The organism is Mycolicibacterium tusciae, from assembly GCF_002086795.1.
Classification (GTDB): Bacteria; Actinomycetota; Actinomycetes; order Mycobacteriales; family Mycobacteriaceae; genus Mycobacterium; species Mycobacterium tusciae.
On the sequence record NZ_MVIM01000018.1, the window covers coordinates 79,233 to 98,772 of the forward strand.

Sequence of the window (19,540 nt, forward strand, 5' to 3'; positions counted from 1 at the left end):
CAGGACGTCCACTCCGGCCTAGTGTAATTGACCGACCACCCGGTCAATGAAAGGCCCCCACCGATGCCCACTCTGCACACGTCACTGGGAACCGTCTCCTACACCGATGAGGGTTCGGGTCCACCGATCCTGCTGTTGCACGCGGCGCTTCACGACCGCACCGACTTCGACACCGTGCGCGCGGACCTCGGCCGGGGCCGTCGTGTCCTCACCCTCGATTGGCCGGGTCACGGCGAGTCTCCCCTGCCGCCTGCGCCCCTGCGCGCAGTTCAACTCGGCGATCTGCTGGTTGAATTCGCCGACCGTCTCGAGCTGGACAATCTCGTTGTCGTCGGCAACTCCGTCGGCGGATACGCCGCATGCCGGCTCGCGCTCGAGCGCGCAGAACGGGTTTCGGGTGTGGTCCTCGTCAATACCGGGGGTTTCACGCCGCACAACGTCGCCACCCGCACGCTGTGCGCCGCGATGAGGCGCACAACCGTCATCAAGGCCGTGTTCGGTGTCTTCGTCCGCGCCTACATGCAGCCGAAGACCCCGGCGGACAAGGCGGTCACCCGCCGCGTCGTCGACCGGGCGAAAACCGCCGATGGCGCGAAAACCGCCGCGGCACTGTGGAGGAGCTTCGTCGAGCCCGGCCACGACCTGCGGGTGCGTGCCGCCCAGATCGCCGCACCGGTACTGATCACGTGGGGCGCCAAGGATCCGAGCGCCCCGGTGCGTTGGGGCAGGAAGGTCGCCGAGGCCATTCCCGGGTCGACGTTCGAAGCGTTTCCGACGGGACACGTCGTGTTCTCGTCCGAGCCCGCGGCCTGGCTCGGTTCGGTGCTGCCGTTCGTCGACGCCGCGCACGGCGTCCGGTCGGATGTCAGCCGTCGACAGTGACCCTGCGGCCCGCCGATCCGAAGCCGAGCCAGGTGTGCCGATTGCCCGCCCAGCACCAGCCGACCTTGGGGGCGTCGCGGTTCGCCTTGCCGTCGCGGCCCGTGCCGTTACTGATCCACAGTGCGGGGGTCCTGGCGTCCACGGCGCCGGAGGGCTTGGTGAGGCGGGACCCGACCGTCATGAAGCAGTGCCCTCGCTCCAGCGCATCCGGCTGCTGCAACAGCCAGTGCACGCCCTCGGTGAGCGTCAGCGGCGTCCGTCCGGCATCGACGATCCAGGGCAGCGCCTCGTCGGGACTCCAGTTGGCCATGGCGTCACCGCGATCGAGGTCGAACACCAGATACAGCGGCGCGTCGGGCACGTCGGCCGCCGGGATCGGGGTGAAGTCGTCGACATCGGTCATGTCGCTGACCACGAAACCCGGCTTGCCCGCCCGGCGGAGCAGGGGTGTCAGCCTGGACGCAGGCGCGAGGGCGTGATGAACGGCCAGGATCGTTCCAGACCCGACGGCGTGACGGGCCGCCGCCCGCACCCGATCGGCGGGCAGCCCCGCGATCCGGTGAACTCCGAGTTCGATCAGTCGTTCGGCCTGTTCAGGGATGCTTGGCAGGGTTGCGGCGAGCGTCGGCACCTGCCCACAACGAAGCGAACCCGGCGAGAAGTTCCTACGATTGACCGCCATGGCTGCGCCACGGGTCGACAACGCGCGCGGCGCGCTGCCTGCCACGCTCGTTGAACTAGCCGAACACCGCCTACGCGACGCCATTCTCAGCGGGGCACTGGCGCCCGGAGAGAAGGTCGTCGAGGAGCAACTCTGTGCCGACCTCGGAATCAGCAGGGCACCGCTGCGAGAGGCGTTGCGGTTGCTCGCCCAACAAGGCCTGGTGGAACACTTCCCGCGCCGAGGCTCGCGGGTGGCGGACTGGTCACCCACAGACATCCTGCAGTTGTTCGCGCTGCGGCACGTACTGGAATGCCACGCCATCGAAACCGCGCTGCCGCTTGCGGATCCCGAAGCGGCACTGCAACCCGTCCACGCTGCGTTGGACGCCATGCGCACCGCGACCGACGAGTTGGATCGCGACGACGCGCATCGTGCGTTCCATGCCGCGGTCGTCGGGCTTGCGTGCAATCGGCAACTCGACATCGCACTCGAGCCGGTCTTGCTCAAACTGCAATTGCCGATGGCGATCAACATGCGGGCTGAGGCGCACCACCGTGACGCACGAGACGGCCTCGATCGGCATCGGGCCATCGTGACCGCGCTCGCCACCAACGATCAATCGGTCGTCATCACCGCACTGCGCGAGCACGGGCAATTCGACTATCTCGGCTCGCGACTGCAGCGCTAACACAAACGACACACGGCTGACCCGAGATCGCCACGATTCTGTCGACAATCGACAGTCATGGCTGACGTCGCGCATGGCCCGTCCATCGGACCTTCGGTGGCCGAGATCCTCGCATCGCACGCATCCGGGACCGGTTGCCCGACCAAGACCGCCGCACGGGTCGCCGACGCCATCGCCGCGCGCGGTGACGACGGCACCTGGTTATCCACCGTGCCGCGCGAACAGCTGCTCGCCGCTGCAGAGGAGATCGAAAAGCGTCCCGGTGCAAGGACATTGCCTCTCTACGGGGTGCCCTTCGGGGTCAAGGACAGCATCGATGTCGAGGGAGTCGCGACCACGTTGGCGTGCCCCGACTACGCCTACGTCGCGACGGCAACGGCACCGGTCGTGCAACGTTTGCTCGACGCAGGCGCGCTCTATGTCGGCAAGACCAACCTCGACCAGTTCGCGACCGGACTGAACGGCACCCGTACCCCGTACACGATTCCGCGCAGTGTGTACGGCGGCGATTTGATCTCCGGCGGATCGAGTTCGGGCTCGGCGCTGGCCGTCGCGTTGGGACAGGTGCCGTTCGCCGTCGCCACCGACACCGCGGGGTCCGGACGTGTCCCGGCCGCGCTCAATGGCGTCGTCGGGTTCAAACCGTCGCGCGGTCTGATCAGCACGGTCGGCCTTGTCCCGGCTTGCAAGTCGCTGGACTGCATCAGCCTGATGGCGGGATCGATCGACGACGTCGACCGCGTTTTCGACGTGGTGGCCGGCCGCGACGACCGCGATGCCTGGTCGCGAGACCGGGGCCCGGGCTACCGCGGTGCGCCCATCGAAGCGGATCGGCGACCCGGGCACATACGGGCGCATCTTGATTCGGGGCGAATACGGGCATGACATCATCGACGAGCTCGCCCCCATCGAAGGTGAGCTCGTCATCGACAAACCGGGTAAGGGCGCGTTCTACGCCACCGACCTGCAGGAAGCACTCGCCGGCGCGGGCATCACGCAGTTGCTGATCACCGGGGTCACCACCGAGGTCTGCGTGCACACCACCACCCGAGAGGCCAACGACCGCGGCTACGAGTGTCTTGTCGTATCCGATTGTGTGGGTTCGTATTTCCCCGAATTTCAGCGCGTCGGCCTGGAAATGATCAAGGCCCAAGGCGGCATCTTCGGCTGGGTTGCCGACACCGCCGCGATTATTCCCGCATTGCAGACACTGACCGCCACGGCCGCCTGAAGGGATTCGCCATGAGCACCGACGTCACCAACCCCCCTGCCGACCCCTCGGTCGATCCGCCCCAGAAGTCGTCGATCCCGTGGTGGACCCGTGGCGACCTCGACGCATTCTTCGGACTCGGATTCAACATCCTGGTCAACGTCCTGACCCTGACCGCGCTGATGATCGGGGTGATCGCCGTACCGGCGGGCGACGTGCTGGGCACCGTTCTGCCCGCGCTGGGCGTCGCGCTGATCCTGGGAAATCTGTACTACACATTCCTCGCGCGCCGACTTGCCCTGCGGGAGAACAGAACCGACGTCACCGCGCTTCCCTACGGGCCCAGTGTGCCGCACATGTTCATTGTGATCTTCGTCGTGATGCTGCCGGTGTACCTGAATACCGACGACCCCTTACAGGCCTGGCAGGCCGGGTTGGCGTGGGCCTTCCTGATCGGTGTGATCGTCATGATCGGTGCGTTCGTCGGCCCCTACATCCGCAAGCTGACGCCCCGGGCCGCGATGCTCGGCACGCTGGCCGGCATCTCGATCACGTTCATCTCGATGCGGCCCGCCGCGCAGATGTGGGAGGTGGCCTGGATCGGTCTGCCGGTGCTCGCCATCATCCTGATCGGCTTCTTCACCGACGTGAAGTTGCCCGGCAACATCCCGGTGGGACTGGTCGCGCTGTTGGTGGGAACGGCGATCGGATGGGCCGGCGGCTACATGTCGGCACCGGACGTCGGGCAGGCGGTTTCCGATATCGCGATCGGCATCCCGGACCTGCGAGTCGACATGCTGTTCAACGGCCTCGCCGACCTCGCGCCGCTCCTCGGAACCGCGATCCCGTTGGGCGTCTACAACTTCACCGAAGCGATGAGCAACGTGGAAAGCGCTGCGGCCGCGGGCGACAATTACAACCTGCGCAGCGTGCTGCTGGCCGACGGCGCCGGCGCGGTCGTCGGGTCGGCGTTCGGCTCACCGTTCCCTCCGGCGGTCTACATCGGACACCCGGGATGGAAGGACGCCGGCGGCCGGGCCGGCTACTCACTGGCCAGCGGCATCGTGATCGGTGTGCTCTGCTTCGTCGGCCTGTTCGGTGTTCTCGACGCACTTCTGCCGGTTCCCGCGATCGTGCCGATTCTGCTCTACATCGGTCTCCTCATCGGGGCGCAGGCGTTTCAGGCGGTACCTCGGCTGCACGCCATCGCCGTGGTCGCCGCGATTCTGCCCAACCTCGCGCAATGGGCCCACGGCCTCATCGACAACGCGTTGAACGCCGCCGGTACCTCGGCGGCCGAAGTAGGGATGGACGCGCTCAACGGTGCGGGCGTCGTCTACGAAGGACTCAAGACGCTGGGCGAAGGCGCGGTGCTCGTCGGCCTGATCCTCGGCACCATGGTGACGTTCATCCTGGAGAAGAAGTTCCGCTACGCCGCCATCGCCTCCGCGGTCGGAGCGGTGCTGTCGTTCATCGGGCTCATTCACGCACCCGAGGTGTCATGGGCCGCCAGCCCGGCGGTCGCGCTCGGATACGTGTTGTTCGGCGTCGTCTGCGTCGCGTACGCATTTCTGCCGGGCGCCAAGGAGCCCGTCGAGGTCGACGAATCGGACATAGTGGCGGGCCACTGATCGGACACAGTGGCGGGTCACTGATCCCGCGACATGGCGTGAGGGCTACTCCTCGGGCAGACCGTCTGCGATGAGCGTCGCCTGCTGCAGTGCGATGTCCTGAGCTTGTTCCGGCGGAACCGGGTCGTTGGGTGCGCTCTCGAAGTTCATCGACACCAGAGCTTTGCCCTGAGTGAACAGAAGTACGGTCACCGCTTTGCTGCCGTCAGGTGACGTGCCGATCGCCATCACACCCTGGTCCCCGACCTCGACCGGTGCGGGCGCACCGGTCACGACGGTGTTCATCGTGGCCGAGTTGCTCTGGAAATTCGACTCGGCGGCTGCGACGTCGGGAAAGACGAGGATGGTGTCGATGATCTGCCGGTGGCCTTCAGGACTGGAATAGACCTGCGCCGCGCCGGGGTTCCCGCCCGGGTTCAGCTGCACACCGCCCGGAGTGACGATGTCAGGGCCGATGTCCGTCGGCGGGAGGAGAAGTGAGCCGTAGTCGCTCGGTTGCGCACCAGATGGGCTGGCCTCCGCCGACGTGGTCTCCTCCGACGGGGTGGCCTCGGCGGATGTGGTCGTGGACGTCGCCGAGGTCGACGACTCCGACGCCGAGTCGTCCGACTTGCTGCAGCCGGCGCTGACCCCGATGACCAGCGCCGCGACGGCCAAACCCGTCGCCGGCAAACGTACGATATCCATGGATTTCCTCTCCGAGGCGGAACGGGCCAAGACTGACCGGCGGATATAGGTCTACAGCACCGTCAATAACTTCGCTGTCCCGATCGCGAAACCAGCTGCCGCGCGTCGGGGCACCGGCGACGGTCTCATTGCACATCCCACCAAGCGTTGAGGCCGTCGTCACGTCGGCACCTCAGGGTGTGTTAGCTAACCTAGGTTTTCGTAGTCAGTTGTCCATGAAATGGCCTAGGCTCGATCCGTGGCCACCCGCACCCAAAGCGCCGACCCGCGCGCCGAACGCGTGCGAGCCAAGTTGATCGACGCGGCGTTCGCGCTGGCCCATGAACGCCCGGTCGATCAGCTCACCGTCGGCGATCTCGTGGCTCGGGCCGGCGTCAGCAGGCAGGTCTTCTACCGGCATTTCGCCGACCGCGACGACGCGGTCGCCACAGCGTTCGTCATCGCCTTCGCGGCCGCGACCGCCGATCTGGACGGCGAACCGAGATCCCGGATTCTGCGGATCTTCGGGCTCGCCGCCGAACACCGCGCGATGTACCGCAACGTCGTGCCCAGTCCGGTGGCCCAGAGGGTGGTCGCCGCGTTCCGCGGCGAACTCCTCCCGGCATGTGAGGAGTTGGCCGCCCGAGCGCTACCCGTCGTAGGAGCCGCCGCGGGCCTCGAACCCGGGGCGGTCAGCCGCTTCCTGGTGGGTGGATTCCAGGAGGTACTGCGGTCCTGGATGGAAGACCCCAGCGAATCGGGCCAAGCCGCTGATCTCCTCGCCCGGGTGACCGCCGCGCTCGACACCGTCGACGTGCTGCTTTCCCGCCTGGACCTCACGACCTGAACAGAAAGGATCCACCGTGGGCAAGCACCACGCTCCCCTCGTCGAGACAATCGATATTCAGCCTTCCCGCAGGGACATTCGCAACATGGCATTGGTCATGGCGGCGCTGGCGGTGTTCGTCATCGCGATGATCGCCAGCTACTCGGGCGCCTTCGCCAAACCGACGCTGCACCACCTGAACGTCGCCATTGCAGCACCACAGCAACTCGTGGACGGGGTCCGTGGGCAGGACGCGCTCGGCGTCACGCAGGTGGTCGACGCGGCCGCGGCACGCGATCAGGTCTTCGGGCGCAAGACAGACGCGGCATTCGTCCTCGACGCGCCCGGCCACCTGGACATCTATGTGGCCGGTGGCGGCGGCCGAAGCGTCGCGGCCGCCGCCGAGACGGTCGGACGTGGCATCGCCGCCGAGGCCGGGCTGACGGCAGATGTCACCGACGTCGCCCCGACCAACGCGGCCGACCCGCAGGGCACTGTCGTGTTCTACGCCGTCATCTTCCTGTCGATCGGCGCGTCGGTGGGCGCCACGATCTTCGGGCGAATGATGGGCAACGTGCACAAGCTGTCCACCTTTGCTTGGCGCACGTTGAGTCTCGTTGCGTACTCGCTGGTGCTGGCGGGTGGTGTGACCCTGTATGTCGACGTGATCCTCGGCGCGCTCACCGGACACACCTGGCAGGTGTTCGGCGCGCTCTTCGTCTACGCGATGGCGGTCGCGGGAGCGGTGACCGGCGTTGCGGCAGCGTTCGGCACCGTGGCCTCTGCGGCACTCACGGCGTTCCTCGTGATCATCGGCAACGCCGCAGCGGCAGGCCCTATCGGCAAGCCACTGTTGTCCGGCTTCTACACGACGTTCAACGCGATCGTGCCCCAGGGCTCCGGCGTCGCGCTGCTGCGCAGTGTGGAGTACTTCGGCACCAACGGCGCAGCGCGCTCGCTCACCACCCTGCTCGCCTGGGCCGCGGCCGGATGCGTGCTGGCCTTTGGCGCCGCCATGATCCGATCCGGCACTCCGTAAGCTTCTTGATTGTGGCCATCGACGACCATGATCTTGAACGCCTGAACCGTTGTGTCGAACTCGCGCGCGAAGCACTCGAAGACGGCGACGAGCCGTTCGGGTCGATCCTCGTCGACGCCGACGGTCGGATCCGCTTCGAGGACCGCAACCGAGTCAAGGACGGCGACCACACCCGCCACCCCGAATTCGCAATTGCGCAGTGGGCCGTCGCAAAGCTGTCCCCCGCCGAACGGATTGCCGCGACGGTGTACACCTCTGGCGAGCACTGCCCGATGTGCGCGGCGGCGCACGCGTGGGTCGGCTTGGGCCGCATCGTCTACGCGACATCGTCGGAACAACTGACCGGGTGGCTGGCCGAGTGGGGCGCGACACCGCCGCCGGTGGCGCCGCTGCCCATCACCGTCGTCGCGCCGCGCGTGGAGGTGGACGGCCCGGCGGCCGAACACTTCGATGAGATGAAGGCACTCTACGAAGCGAAGTTCCGGCCGTGACAGGGTCTTCGCGCGGGCGCGCATCTGCGACGGAACCGGCCTGGGTGGAGCACGCGATCTGGTGGCAGGTCTACCCATTGGGCTTCGTCGGGGCGTACCCGGCCGACACACCCCCGGCCGCCGGCGAGCATCGGCTGCGCCACGTTGTCCAATGGCTGGATCACGTCATCGGCCTCGGCGCGTCGGGGCTGGCGCTCGGTCCGATATTCGCTTCGCGCACACACGGCTACGACACCACCGACCATTACCGGATCGATCCCCGCCTCGGTGATGACGGCGACTTCGATCACCTGATCGCCGAGGCGCGCAGCCGCGGGCTGCGTGTGCTGCTCGACGGCGTCTTCAACCACGTAGGTACCGAGTTCGCCAATACCTCGTGGTTCCGCAAGCAGCGCAACGGTTCTGGGTTCGACACGTTCGAAGGCCACGGCGACCTGATCGCACTCGATCACGACAACCCGGAAGTCGTCGACTACACCGTCGACGTCATGACGCACTGGCTGGGCCGCGGCGCCGACGGCTGGCGGCTGGATGCCGCCTACGCCGTCCCCGACCGGTTCTGGGCGCAGGTGCTCCCCCGCGTTCGCTCGGTTTTTCCCGAGGCCTGGTTCGTCGGGGAAGTCATTCACGGCGACTACTCGGCGCGGGTGCGTGACGGGGGCTTCGACTCCGTGACGCAGTACGAACTGTGGAAAGCGATCTGGAGCGGCCTCAACGACGGGAACTTTCACGAGATCGACTGGGCGCTGGTGCGGCACAGCGAATTTCTCGACGCCTTCGTGCCGATGACGTTCGTCGGCAATCACGACGTGACCCGCATCGCCAGCCGTCTGGAGAACACCAAACACCTGGCACACGCGCTCGTCATCCTGCTGACTACCGGAGGTACGCCGAGCATCTACGCGGGCGACGAGTTCGCCTACCGCGGAATCAAAGAGGAGCGATTCGGCGGCGACGATGCGGTGCGACCCGAATTCGGCGCTCCGCCAGATGGTGTCGACCAACTTGGTCGGGACGAGTTCCGGCTGCACCAGTACCTGATCGGATTACGCAGACGACATCCGTGGCTGCACACCGCGCACACGTCGCCGCTGCAACTGACCAACCGGCAGTACGTGTACCAGACGCGGAACGGTGCCGACGCGCTTGTGGTCGCTCTCAATATCGGCGACGAGCCGCTATCCGTCTCGCTGCCGCAGCTGGGCTTCGACCATGGCACCATTCTCGCCGGGTCGGGGGCACCACCACAGGACATCGTTTCTCAGGTGGAGGTCGAGCCGCACGGCTGGCTGATCATCTCGCCAGCTGCTCGACAGTGAGCTCATCCTCCACACCGCCGTAGAGCCGATCCAGCACGGCGCGAAAGTCGGCTTGCACTTCGGCGGACTCGGCGGCTCGGGCGAACAACGTCATCGACGATCGCACCTTCATATTGTCGGGCCAGCCGAAGATGTCGTCGGCCGAGGCGCCCTCGATGCCGGCGACGATCCGGCAGCACTCCCGCAACCGAGGCCCCAGCACCTCGTGGTCGAGATACGCCTTCGCCTCGGCCAGCGAGGTGATGGCGTAACGGATTGCTGTCGGACTGCTTCCGAGACCCTGGATCTGAGGGAACACGAACCAGATCCAGTGGCTGCGTTTGCGGCCGTCGCGAAGCTCTGTCAACGCGGTGTCGTACATACGGTGCTGGGCCTCGACGAAGCGCTGCAGATCGTATGGATCGGCCCTATCGGATGACAACAATTTGTCTACAGCCCCCTCTTCGGCAAGTTTTGCAGGATAGTGTCTTCGGTTCAATGACGACATCGATCGATCCGGAATCGTCGACTACGACTGAGCCGGTCAAGAAGTCCCGAACTGTGCGGCTACCCATCGCGTCGAGGGTCAGCATTCAGTCGAAGCTCTTGATGATGCTTCTCATCACAAGCGTCCTGTCGGCGGCCGTGGTCGGTGCGATCGGATACCAATCGGGCAGGTCGTCGCTGCGCGAGTCGGTGTTCGACCGCCTCACCGAGATTCGCCAGTCGCAGAGCCGCCAGCTGCGAGAAGGCATCGGAGACCTGAAGGACTCCCTCGTCATCTACTCGCGGGGAGCCACGTCGATCCAAGCCATCCAAGCCTTCACGGCCGGGTTCGATCAACTCAATTCCGCGAATATCAGCCCGGCCCAACAGCAGTCCATTGTCGACTACTACACCGACCAGTTCGCACCGACGAAGAAGAAGGCCGGCGAGGAGGTCGACGTCGACGCGGTGCTGCCCGACACGAACGCTCAGCGCTACCTCCAGGCGTACTACACCGCACCGTTCTCGGACTGGGACAAGGCGATCGCGTTCGACGATGCCGGCGACGGGAGTGCATGGTCGGCGGCGAACGCCCGCTACAACGACTTCTACCGGGAGATCGTCACGCGGTTCGAGTTCGAGGACGCGTTGCTGTTCGACACCCGGGGCAACATCGTCTACACCGCCTACAAGGGCGTCGATCTGGGTACCAACATCTTCAGCGGCCCCTTCAAGGGCGGTCCGCTGGCCGCCGCGTACCAGGCGGCGCTCGATTCGAACGCCGTCGACTACGTCGGCCTGACCGACTTCGGGGAGTACGAACCCGCCGACGAGCCGACCGCGTGGTTCCTGTCGCCGGTCGGCCCCCGGGGCAGGGTGGACGGGGTGCTGGCCCTGCAGTTCCCGATCTCCAAGGTCAACCGCCTGATGACGATGGACCGCAAGTGGCAAGAGTCCGGCATGGGCAAGACGGGCGAGACGTTCATCGTCGGCGACGACGACTTGATGCGGTCGGATTCGCGCCTGTTCATCCAGGACCCCGAAGCATACAAACGCGACGTCGTCGAGGCGGGCACGCCACCGGACATCGCCCAGGAGGCGATCGACCGGGGCGGCACGACGCTGATACAGCCAGTGCCCACGGACGCCACCAAATTCGCACAGCGGGGACAGTCGGGCACACTGATCGCCCAGGACTATCTCGGCCAAGAGACGTTGCAGGCCTACGCTCCCGCCGACCTCGAGGGCCTGCGGTGGAACGTGATCGCCAAGATCGACACGTCGGAGGCGTTCGCTCCGGTGTCCGCGTTCACCCGCACGTTGGTGCTGTCGACGGTCGTGATCATCTTCGTCGTATGTCTTGCCGCGATGCTGCTCGCGCGATTGTTCGTGCGACCCATCCGCCGGCTCGAAACCGGCGCCCAGCAGATCAGTTCGGGCGACTACAACATCAACCTCCCCGTGCATTCGCGCGATGAGTTCGGTGATCTCACCGTCGCCTTCAACGACATGAGCCGCAACCTGGCCATCAAGGAGGATCTGCTCGCCGAGCAACGCCGGGAGAACGACCGGCTGATGCTGTCCCTGATGCCGGAGCCGGTCGCTCAGCGGTACCGGGAGGGCGAGGAGACCATCGCCCAGGACCACCAAGACGTCACGGTGATTTTCGCCGACGTCGTCGGGCTCGACGCCCTCTCACTTGATCTGAACTCCGACGAGCTCCTCACTATCGTCAACAAGCTGACACGCCAATTCGACGCCGCGGCAGAGAATCTCGGTGTCGAGCAAGTACGCACCCTGCACAACGGCTACCTTGCAAGTTGCGGGCTCAGTGTGCCCCGACTCGACAACGTCAGGCGTACTGTCGATTTCGCGATCGAGATGCAACGCATCATCGAAAGATTCAACGCCGAGACCGGCCACGACCTCAGCCTGCGGGCCGGCATCGACACCGGCACGGTCACCAGCGGCCTGGTGGCGCGGTCGACTCTCGCCTATGACATGTGGGGATCGGCGGTGAACCTCGCCTATCAGGTGCAGAGCGGCTCGCCACAGCCCGGCGTCTACGTCACCTCGGCGGTCTACGACACGATGCGCGACAGCCGCAAATTCGAATCCGCGGGCGTGATCACCGTCGATGGTGAAGAACAACCCGTCTGGCGGCTGGCGCATCAATGAGCAGCATTTTCGAATCGGAGTGGTTTTACTGGGCCGTCGCGGTTGCCATCGGCTTCCCCGTCTGCCTGGTGCTCCTGACCGAGCTACACAATGCGCTGCTGCGCCGCAACAACGCACTTGCCCGCCCGGTGCATCTGGTGCGCAACTATATTCTGCCTCTCGGTGCGCTGCTGATCCTGCTGGTGCAGGCCATCCAGGTCAACGGAGAAGCGACGCCGGTGCGCGTCGTCGCCACTGTCTTCGGTTTCGTCGTCCTGGTCCTGCTGCTGTCCGGCCTCAACGCGACGATGTTCCAGGGCGCTCCGGAGGGCAGTTGGCGCAAGCGAATTCCGTCGATCTTCCTCGACGTGGCCAGGTTCGCGGTGATCGCCGTCGGCGTCGGCATCATGCTCGCCTACATATGGGGCGCCAACGTCGGCGGCCTGTTCACCGCTTTGGGCGTGTCGTCCATCGTGCTCGGCCTTGCGCTACAGAATTCGGTCGGACAGATCATCTCGGGTCTGCTGCTGTTGTTCGAGCAGCCGTTTCAATTGGGTGATTGGATCGACGCTCCGACCGCACGGGGCCGGGTCGTCGAAGTCAACTGGCGCGCAACGCATATCGACACCGGCAGCGGCATGATGATCATGCCCAACTCAGCCTTGGCCGCGGCGTCGTTCAAGAACTTCAGCCGGCCTGCCGGCACCCACGCCTTGAGCGTCACCACCACCTTCTCGGTCGATGATCCACCCGATGACGTCATCGCCATGCTCAATCGGGTGGCCGCCATGCTGCCGCAGCTGCGACCGGGCGCGACGCCGTCCAGCGTTCGATCCGGTGCAATGGAGTACAGCACTGGAGTGCCGGTGCGCTCCCCGGCCGACGACTTCGCCGCCAAATCACAGTTCATGCGCTGGGTTTGGTACGCGTCGCGACGAGCCGGTCTGCATCTCGACGAGGCCGAGGACGAGTTCGCGACCACCGAGCGGGTGCAGACATCGTTGCGGATCATCGCGCCCACCTTGCGGCTGAGCCACGAGGACCAAGAGGACCTGGTGACGCGAGTGCGCCTCACCCGGTACGGCGCCGAGGAGTACCTCCAGCACTCCGGCCAGATACCCAAGCGAATGACGTTCATCGTCAACGGGAGGGTCCGACTCGCGGTGACCGACGATACCGGTGGGATCGTGCCGGTGCGCACGCTCGAATCGGGCGACTTCCTCGGTCAGACGGCCCTGACCCTCGAACCGGTCACCGCTGCCGCGTATGCGCTCGACGAAGTGACCGTGCTGTGGTTCGACCGCGACGTCATCGAGGACCTGGTGTCGAAAAAGCCGGTACTGCTGCAGGACTTCGGTCGGGCGATCGAAGAACGGCGCGAGAGCCTGCGGCGGGCACTGGCCGCCGCGCAGGACTGAGTTCTGCAATGAAGCGCCGACTGCCCCGACCACGTGAGCTGACACCGCTGCTGCAGTTCCGTAAGCCGGATCTGAACCTGACGCGCCGCCGCCTCGACAGCGCGCTGACGATCGAGGACTTGCGCCGTATCGCCAAACGTCGCACGCCGAAGGCGGCGTTCGACTACACCGACGGTGCCGCCGAGGAGGAGTTGTCACTGGCGCGGGCACGACAAGCGTTCCGGGACATCGAATTCCACCCGACCATCCTGCGCGACGTCGCCAAAGTCGACACCGACGCGACCGTACTCGGCGACCGCGTTGCGCAGCCGTTCGGGATCGCGCCCACCGGATTCACCAGGTTGATGCAGACCGAGGGTGAGATCGCCGGCGCACACGCCGCCCGCCCGTGCGGGTATCCCGTTCTCGTTGTCCACCCTCGGAACCACCTCCATTGAAGAGGTACGAGCGGCAAACCCACACGGACGCAACTGGTTTCAGTTCTACATGTGGAAGGACCGGGACCGGTCGATGGCGCTGGTCGAGCGGGCCGCAGCGGCGGGGTTCGACACGCTACTCGTGACGGTGGACGTTCCCGTCGCGGGAGCCCGCCTCCGCGACACCCGTAACGGGATGTCGATTCCGCCGGCGCTGACGCTGCGTACGGTCCTGGATGCGGTACCGCACCCCCGCTGGTGGTTCGACCTGCTGACCACCGAACCGCTGTCGTTCGCGTCGCTGGACCGATGGCCCGGCACCGTCGCCCAGTACCTGGACAGCATGTTCGATCCGACGGTGACATTCGACGATCTGGCCTGGATCAAGTCGCAGTGGCCGAACAAGTTGGTGGTCAAGGGCATTCAGACGCTCGAGGACGCGAAGTCGGTCGTCGACCTCGGTGTCGATGGAATTTTGCTTTCCAACCACGGCGGGCGCCAACTCGACCGCGCGCCGGTCCCCTTCCATTTGTTGCCACGCGTCGCCGCAGAACTCGGGCGCGACACCGAGGTTTTGCTGGACACCGGCATCATGTCCGGCGCTGATGTCGTGGCGGCGATCGCCCTTGGCGCGCGGTTCACCTTGGTCGGTCGCGCCTATCTCTACGGTCTGATGGCCGGCGGCGAGGCAGGCGTCGACCGCGCCATCGATATCCTCTCAGGGCAGGTCAGCCGCACGATGGCGCTGCTCGGCGTGACATCGCTCGCCGAATTGGAACCGCGACACGTGACGCAGCTGCACCGGCTGAACCCCGGCGTGTCGTAACCCCTCGCTAAATCACTCCAGTCACAGCATTCACACAGGCCACAGCACAAATCGGCGATTGCTGAGTCCTCGCCGAGTCGGAATCGTTAGCCAACCGCGATATCGCAACCGAGTGTTGAGCATCCGAACTCGCCCGGCCCACGTGTTTCATTACGCAGGCAGAGCAATGGCAAAGGCTTTGCGCCAGGTGATGAAAGGTGGGTTGGTTGCCGTTATGAAGGTCTTTGAGAGGTTTCGGAGTAAGTGGTTCCGCAGGCTGGCGGTGAGCGCCGTTGCGGCGGCGACTCTGCCCGGGCTGATCGGCTTCGTCGGGGGTTCGGCGACAGCTGGTGCGTTCTCCCGGCCGGGTCTGCCGGTCGAGTATCTGGATGTGTTCTCCCCGTCGATGAACCGCAACATCAAGGTGCAGTTCCAGGGCGGAGGTCCGCATGCGGTGTACCTGCTCGACGGGCTGCGGGCGCAGGACGATTTCAACGGCTGGGACATCAACACCCCGGCGTTCGAGTGGTACTACCAGTCCGGTCTGTCGACCGTCATGCCCGTCGGTGGCATGTCGAGCTTCTACACCGACTGGTATCAGCCGTCACGGGGTAACGGCCAGGATTACACCTACAAGTGGGAGACGTTCCTGACGAACGAGCTGCCCGCTTGGCTGGAGGCCAACAAGGGTGTTTCGCAGCTCGGCAACGCGGTGGTCGGCATTTCGATGGCCGGCGCCACGGCGCTGACGTACTCGATCTACCACCCGCAGAAGTTCATCTACGCCGCATCGCTGTCGGGCTTCCTCAATCCGTCCGAGGGCTGGTGGCCGATGTTGATCGGGCTGGCGATGAACGACGCGGGCGGCTACAACGCCGAGAGCATGTGGGGTCCGTCCTCGGATCCGGCGTGGAAACGCAACGACCCGATGGTCAACATCAATCAGCTGGTGGCCAACAACACCAGGGTCTGGATCTACTGCGGCTCCGGTACGCCGTCGGATCTGGACACCAGCGGTGGCGGCGGCAACATGATGGCCGCGCAGTTCCTCGAGGGACTGACGCTGCGCACCAACGTCAGCTTCAAGGACAACTACGTCGCGGCTGGCGGCACCAACGGTGTGTTCAACTTCCCGCAGCAGGGCACGCACAGCTGGGGCTACTGGGGTCAGCAGCTCGAGATGATGAAGCCCGATATCCAGCGAGTGCTGGGGGCGCAAGCCACCGCATAAGTTCCACCCACAACAGGGAGCCTGCCGTAACCCCCGAACGGCAGGCTCCCTGGCATTTGTGTGGGGTCTGCGAGTGGGAACAAACCAGGCACTACCAAGGTTGAGTCGATCTGACTGAACTTTGGAGGAATCATGGCTGAAGCCAAATCAGTGCCGGTGCTGTTCCTGACCGAATCGATCGTGCTGCCGGGGATGGTCGTGCCGATCGAGCTGGACGACGCGGCCCGTGCCGCCGTCGACGCAGCACAGGCAAGCGAGTCCGGTGAGCTGCTCATCGCCCCTCGCCTGGAGGACCGGTACGCCACGCACGGCGTGCTGGCATCGATCGTGCAGGTCGGCCGTATAGCCGGTGGTAGTGGTACCGCGGCGGTGGTGCGCGGCACCAAGCGGGCCCACATCGGCGCGGGCGCCAGCGGCCCCGGCGCCGCGTTGTGGGTCGAAGTGACCGAGGTCGAAGAGGTCGAACCGACCGACGATGTCCGCGCGCTGGCCGCCGAGTACAAGAAGCTGCTGCTGGCGATGCTGCAGCGCCGCGAGGCCTGGCAGATCATCGACTTCGTCAACCAGCTCACCGATCCGTCGGCGTTGGCCGACACGGCCGGCTACGCGTCGTACCTGACACAGGTGCAGAAGCGTCAGCTGCTGGAGACCCCCGACGTCGCTGAGCGGCTGAAGGCGCTCATCGAGTGGACCGGCGATCATCTGGCGGAGGTCGAAGTCACCGACAAGATCGCCGACGACGTACGTGAGGGCATGGAGAAGACGCAAAAGGAATTCCTGCTGCGCCAGCAGCTCGCCGCCATCCGCAAGGAACTCGGCGAAGGTGAACCCGATGGGTCCGACGACTACCGGGCCCGCGTCGAGGCCGCCGATCTCCCGGAGAAGGTCCGAGAGGCTGCACTGCGCGAGGTCGGCAAGCTGGAGCGCTCGAGCGAGCAGAGCCCCGAGGGCGGCTGGATCCGGACCTGGCTGGACACCGTGCTGGACCTGCCGTGGAATGTCACCACCGAGGATTCCACCGACCTGAAGTCGGCAAGGGAGATCCTCGACGCCGACCACCACGGTCTGGAGGACGTGAAGGACCGCATCGTCGAGTACCTGGCGGTTCGCGCCCGGCGCGCACAGCGAGGGATGGCTGTCGTCGGTGGTCGCGGTTCCGGCGCCGTCATGGTGCTGGCCGGTCCCCCGGGTGTCGGCAAGACATCGCTCGGTGAGAGCGTGGCGCGGGCGTTGGGCCGCAAGTTCGTTCGCGTCGCCCTTGGTGGCGTGCGCGACGAGGCCGAGATCCGTGGCCACCGTCGTACCTACGTCGGTGCGCTGCCCGGCCGGATCGTGCGCGCGATCGGCGAGGCGGGATCGATGAACCCCGTCGTGCTGCTCGACGAGATCGACAAGGTCGGCTCCGACTACCGGGGCGACCCGTCCGCCGCCCTGCTCGAGGTGCTGGACCCGGCGCAGAACCACACGTTCCGCGACCACTACCTGGAGCTGGATCTGGACTTGTCGGACGTCGTGTTCCTGGCGACGGCCAACGTCATCGAGAACATCCCGTCGGCGCTGCTGGACCGCATGGAGCTGATCCAGATCGACGGCTACACCTCCGACGACAAGGTCGCCATCGCACGGGACTTCCTGCTGCCCCGGCAGCGCGAGCGTGCGGCGCTGACCGAAGCCGAGGTGACGGTGACCGAGGACGCGCTGCGCAAGATCGCGGCCGACTACACCCGCGAACCGGGCGTGCGGCAGTTCGAGCGCTTGCTGGCCAAGGCATTGCGCAAGGCGACGACGAAATTGGCTGCAGATCCTGCTCCGTTGACCATCGACGAGCCCGAACTCGTTGACTACCTGGGCCGTCCACGATTCCTGCCGGAATCCGCGGAACGCACGGCGGTGCCGGGTGTGGCCACCGGGTTGGCGGTCACGGGTCTGGGCGGCGACGTGCTGTACATCGAAGCCGGGGCGACCGATGGCGAGGCTGGGCTGCAGCTGACCGGCCAGCTGGGCGACGTGATGAAGGAGTCCGCGCAGATCGCGTTGTCCTATGTGCGTGCACACGCCGAGCAGCTGGGCGTCGATCCGAAGTCGCTGGACCGCAGGATCCATGTGCACGTGCCCGCGGGTGCGGTGCCCAAGGACGGCCCGTCGGCCGGCGTGACGATGGTGACGGCGCTGGTGTCGATGGCGACCGGGCGTCAGGTCCGCTCCGATGTCGGCATGACCGGTGAGGTGACGCTCAACGGCCGCGTGCTGCCGATCGGCGGCGTCAAGCAGAAGCTGCTGGCTGCGCAACGAGCCGGACTGTCAACGGTTTTCATCCCCCAGCGCAACGAGGCCGACCTGGACGACGTCCCGGCCGACGTGCTCGAGTCGCTGGAGGTCAAGCCGATGGTCGACGTCGCCGACATCATCGCGCAGGCGCTGGTGCCTGCCGAGGAGACGGCTTCGGCGGCGGCCTGACACCGCATGTAACGCCATGGCGCGAATTCTGCCCGAACCGCGCCATGGCGTTACGGTCGTCTCTATGGCGTACGACGAAGACCTGGCTCACCGGGTCCGCGAGCTTGTCGCAGGCGAGCGGGGTGTCGAGGAGAAGCGGATGTTCGGCGGGCTGGCATTCCTCATCGGCGGCAACATGTCGGTGTGCGTCAGCGGTCAGGGCGGTCTGATGGTGCGGGTGCCGCGCGACGACACCGAGAAGCTGCTGGCACGCGAACACGTCGAACCGATGATCATGGCCGGCCGCGAAACCCGCGGCTGGTTGCGGGTATCCGTGGCGGGTGTCAAGACCAAGCGGCAGCTGCAGAGTTGGGTGAGCCGCGGGGTCGACTACGCCAGAAGCCTGCCTCCCAAGTAGGTTTCGGCGTGACTTCGGGGGGTTAGCCGATACCGGTGATTCGCATCGGCACCTCCGGATGGTCATACGACCACTGGGCCGGCGTGCTGTATCCGCCTAAATTGCCGGTCGCCAAGCGGTTGGCGACGTACGTCGAGGAATTCGACACCGTCGAGCTGAATGCCAGTTTCTACCGTTGGCCGAAGGACGCCACCTTCGAGGGCTGGCGGCAGCGGCTGCCGGACGGTTTCACGATGTCGGTCAAGGCCCAGCGGGGTCTCACCCACTACCGAAGGCTGCGTTCGCCCGAACCTTGGGTGGAGCGGTTCGAGCGCTGCTGGACCGCGCTCGCCGACCGGAGCGAGGCGCTGCTCGTTCAACTGCATCCGGAGCTGGAACGCGACGACGAGCGGCTATCCCACTTCCTCACCGTGATGCCCGACTGGATTCCGGTGGCCATGGAATTGCGCCACCCGTCCTGGGACGACGACGCCGTCTATGCGCTGCTCGAACAGCACCGCGCCGCGTACGTGGTGATGAGCGGTCCCGGCCTGGCGTGTGTCCCCAAGGCGACCAGCTCGCTCGTGTACATACGCATGCACGGGCCGCCGCAGGACTCGATCTATGCGGGCTCCTACACCGACGACGAGCTGCGCGAATGGGCCGACAGGATCGCCGGCTGGCACGAGGAGGGACGCCGGGTGGTGGTCTACTTCAACAACGACCTGGGCGGACACGCCATCCGCAATGCGCGAAAGCTCAAAGACCTGTTGGCCTGATCCATCACGCCGTGTCGCGA

General features: G+C 65.9%; 16 protein-coding genes and 3 pseudogenes. 16 read left to right on the forward strand and 3 right to left on the reverse strand.

The features are described 5' to 3' along the window. The first annotated feature begins 63 nt into the window (after nucleotides 1-63). On the forward strand, nucleotides 64-882 hold the full coding sequence (locus tag BST47_RS25250) for an alpha/beta fold hydrolase (RefSeq protein WP_083128417.1): 819 nt from the start codon (nucleotides 64-66) through the stop codon (nucleotides 880-882). On the opposite strand, the gene BST47_RS25255 is transcribed toward BST47_RS25250, so the two are convergent. Next, nucleotides 866-1,564, reverse strand: a complete 699-nt coding sequence (locus tag BST47_RS25255; RefSeq protein WP_207568696.1) for a DUF5701 family protein — start codon at nucleotides 1,562-1,564, stop codon at nucleotides 866-868. The genes BST47_RS25250 and BST47_RS25255 overlap by 17 nt on opposite strands. Here BST47_RS25255 and BST47_RS25260 point away from each other — a divergent pair. The 4 genes and pseudogenes from BST47_RS25260 to BST47_RS25275 all read left to right on the forward strand — a co-directional run bounded on the left by BST47_RS25260 (nucleotide 1,563) and on the right by BST47_RS25275 (nucleotide 5,075). Beyond that, nucleotides 1,563-2,234, forward strand: coding sequence for a GntR family transcriptional regulator (locus BST47_RS25260; RefSeq protein ID WP_083128418.1), 672 nt, complete (start codon nucleotides 1,563-1,565; stop codon nucleotides 2,232-2,234). The two genes, BST47_RS25255 and BST47_RS25260, sit on opposite strands and share 2 nt — an antisense overlap. Nucleotides 2,235-2,291: 57 nt before the next feature. Then, nucleotides 2,292-3,074: pseudogene (locus tag BST47_RS25265) on the forward strand (amidase family protein); the annotation flags it as partial. Next, nucleotides 3,052-3,465, forward strand: a pseudogene (locus BST47_RS25270) (cysteine hydrolase family protein); the annotation flags it as partial. The pseudogenes BST47_RS25265 and BST47_RS25270, both read left to right, overlap by 23 nt. Nucleotides 3,466-3,476: 11 nt before the next feature. Further along, the gene (locus BST47_RS25275; RefSeq protein ID WP_083128419.1) at nucleotides 3,477-5,075 is read left to right on the forward strand and encodes a SulP family inorganic anion transporter; all 1,599 of its coding nucleotides are present in this window, start codon (nucleotides 3,477-3,479) and stop codon (nucleotides 5,073-5,075) included. Between the two features lie 45 nt (nucleotides 5,076-5,120). On the opposite strand, the gene BST47_RS25280 is transcribed toward BST47_RS25275, so the two are convergent. Next, nucleotides 5,121-5,762 (reverse strand): hypothetical protein, encoded by a 642-nt coding sequence (locus BST47_RS25280; protein ID WP_083128420.1) that lies wholly within the window; start codon nucleotides 5,760-5,762, stop codon nucleotides 5,121-5,123. Between the two features lie 238 nt (nucleotides 5,763-6,000). Here BST47_RS25280 and BST47_RS25285 point away from each other — a divergent pair, with 238 nt between their 5' ends. The 4 genes from BST47_RS25285 to BST47_RS25300 are packed head-to-tail and all read left to right on the forward strand — an operon-like array spanning nucleotide 6,001 to nucleotide 9,416. Continuing rightward, complete coding sequence (locus BST47_RS25285) at nucleotides 6,001-6,588, forward strand: TetR/AcrR family transcriptional regulator (protein WP_083128421.1); 588 nt, start codon at nucleotides 6,001-6,003, stop codon at nucleotides 6,586-6,588. Nucleotides 6,589-6,604: 16 nt separating this feature from the next. Next, complete coding sequence (locus tag BST47_RS25290) at nucleotides 6,605-7,606, forward strand: ABC-2 transporter permease (RefSeq protein ID WP_083128422.1); 1,002 nt, start codon at nucleotides 6,605-6,607, stop codon at nucleotides 7,604-7,606. An 11-nt stretch (nucleotides 7,607-7,617) separates the two neighbouring features. Continuing rightward, on the forward strand, nucleotides 7,618-8,097 hold the full coding sequence (locus BST47_RS25295) for a nucleoside deaminase (RefSeq protein ID WP_083128423.1): 480 nt from the start codon (nucleotides 7,618-7,620) through the stop codon (nucleotides 8,095-8,097). Beyond that, a complete protein-coding gene (locus tag BST47_RS25300) occupies nucleotides 8,094-9,416 on the forward strand; it encodes an alpha-amylase family protein (RefSeq protein WP_083128424.1) in 1,323 nt (440 codons plus the stop codon). Before BST47_RS25295 ends, BST47_RS25300 begins: the two co-directional genes overlap by 4 nt. Here the strand turns inward: BST47_RS25300 and BST47_RS25305 are convergent. Further along, the gene (locus BST47_RS25305) at nucleotides 9,391-9,840 is read right to left on the reverse strand and encodes a DUF1810 domain-containing protein (RefSeq protein ID WP_234809855.1); all 450 of its coding nucleotides are present in this window, start codon (nucleotides 9,838-9,840) and stop codon (nucleotides 9,391-9,393) included. The two genes, BST47_RS25300 and BST47_RS25305, sit on opposite strands and share 26 nt — an antisense overlap. A 53-nt stretch (nucleotides 9,841-9,893) precedes the next feature. On the opposite strand from BST47_RS25305, the gene BST47_RS25310 reads away from it, so the two are divergent. From BST47_RS25310 to BST47_RS25340, 7 genes and pseudogenes are all read left to right on the forward strand, one after another. Next, nucleotides 9,894-12,059 (forward strand): adenylate/guanylate cyclase domain-containing protein, encoded by a 2,166-nt coding sequence (locus tag BST47_RS25310; protein WP_083128426.1) that lies wholly within the window; start codon nucleotides 9,894-9,896, stop codon nucleotides 12,057-12,059. Continuing rightward, a complete protein-coding gene (locus tag BST47_RS25315) occupies nucleotides 12,056-13,456 on the forward strand; it encodes a mechanosensitive ion channel domain-containing protein (RefSeq protein WP_083128427.1) in 1,401 nt (466 codons plus the stop codon). Before BST47_RS25310 ends, BST47_RS25315 begins: the two co-directional genes overlap by 4 nt. Before the next feature lie 8 nt (nucleotides 13,457-13,464). Further along, nucleotides 13,465-14,698 (forward strand): annotated as a pseudogene (locus tag BST47_RS25320) (alpha-hydroxy acid oxidase). A gap of 214 nt (nucleotides 14,699-14,912) precedes the next feature. After that, nucleotides 14,913-15,908: an esterase family protein gene (locus tag BST47_RS25325; RefSeq protein ID WP_083128428.1), complete on the forward strand. Its 996-nt coding sequence runs from the start codon at nucleotides 14,913-14,915 to the stop codon at nucleotides 15,906-15,908. Between the two features lie 132 nt (nucleotides 15,909-16,040). After that, nucleotides 16,041-18,365 carry an endopeptidase La gene (gene lon, locus BST47_RS25330; RefSeq protein ID WP_083128429.1) on the forward strand — a complete coding sequence of 775 codons (2,325 nt, stop codon included), beginning with the start codon at nucleotides 16,041-16,043 and terminating at the stop codon, nucleotides 18,363-18,365. Nucleotides 18,366-18,429: 64 nt separating this feature from the next. After that, nucleotides 18,430-18,762 (forward strand): TfoX/Sxy family protein, encoded by a 333-nt coding sequence (locus BST47_RS25335; protein WP_083128430.1) that lies wholly within the window; start codon nucleotides 18,430-18,432, stop codon nucleotides 18,760-18,762. Nucleotides 18,763-18,797: 35 nt separating this feature from the next. Beyond that, nucleotides 18,798-19,520: a DUF72 domain-containing protein gene (locus tag BST47_RS25340; RefSeq protein ID WP_083128431.1), complete on the forward strand. Its 723-nt coding sequence runs from the start codon at nucleotides 18,798-18,800 to the stop codon at nucleotides 19,518-19,520. Nucleotides 19,521-19,540: the final 20 nt, after the last annotated feature.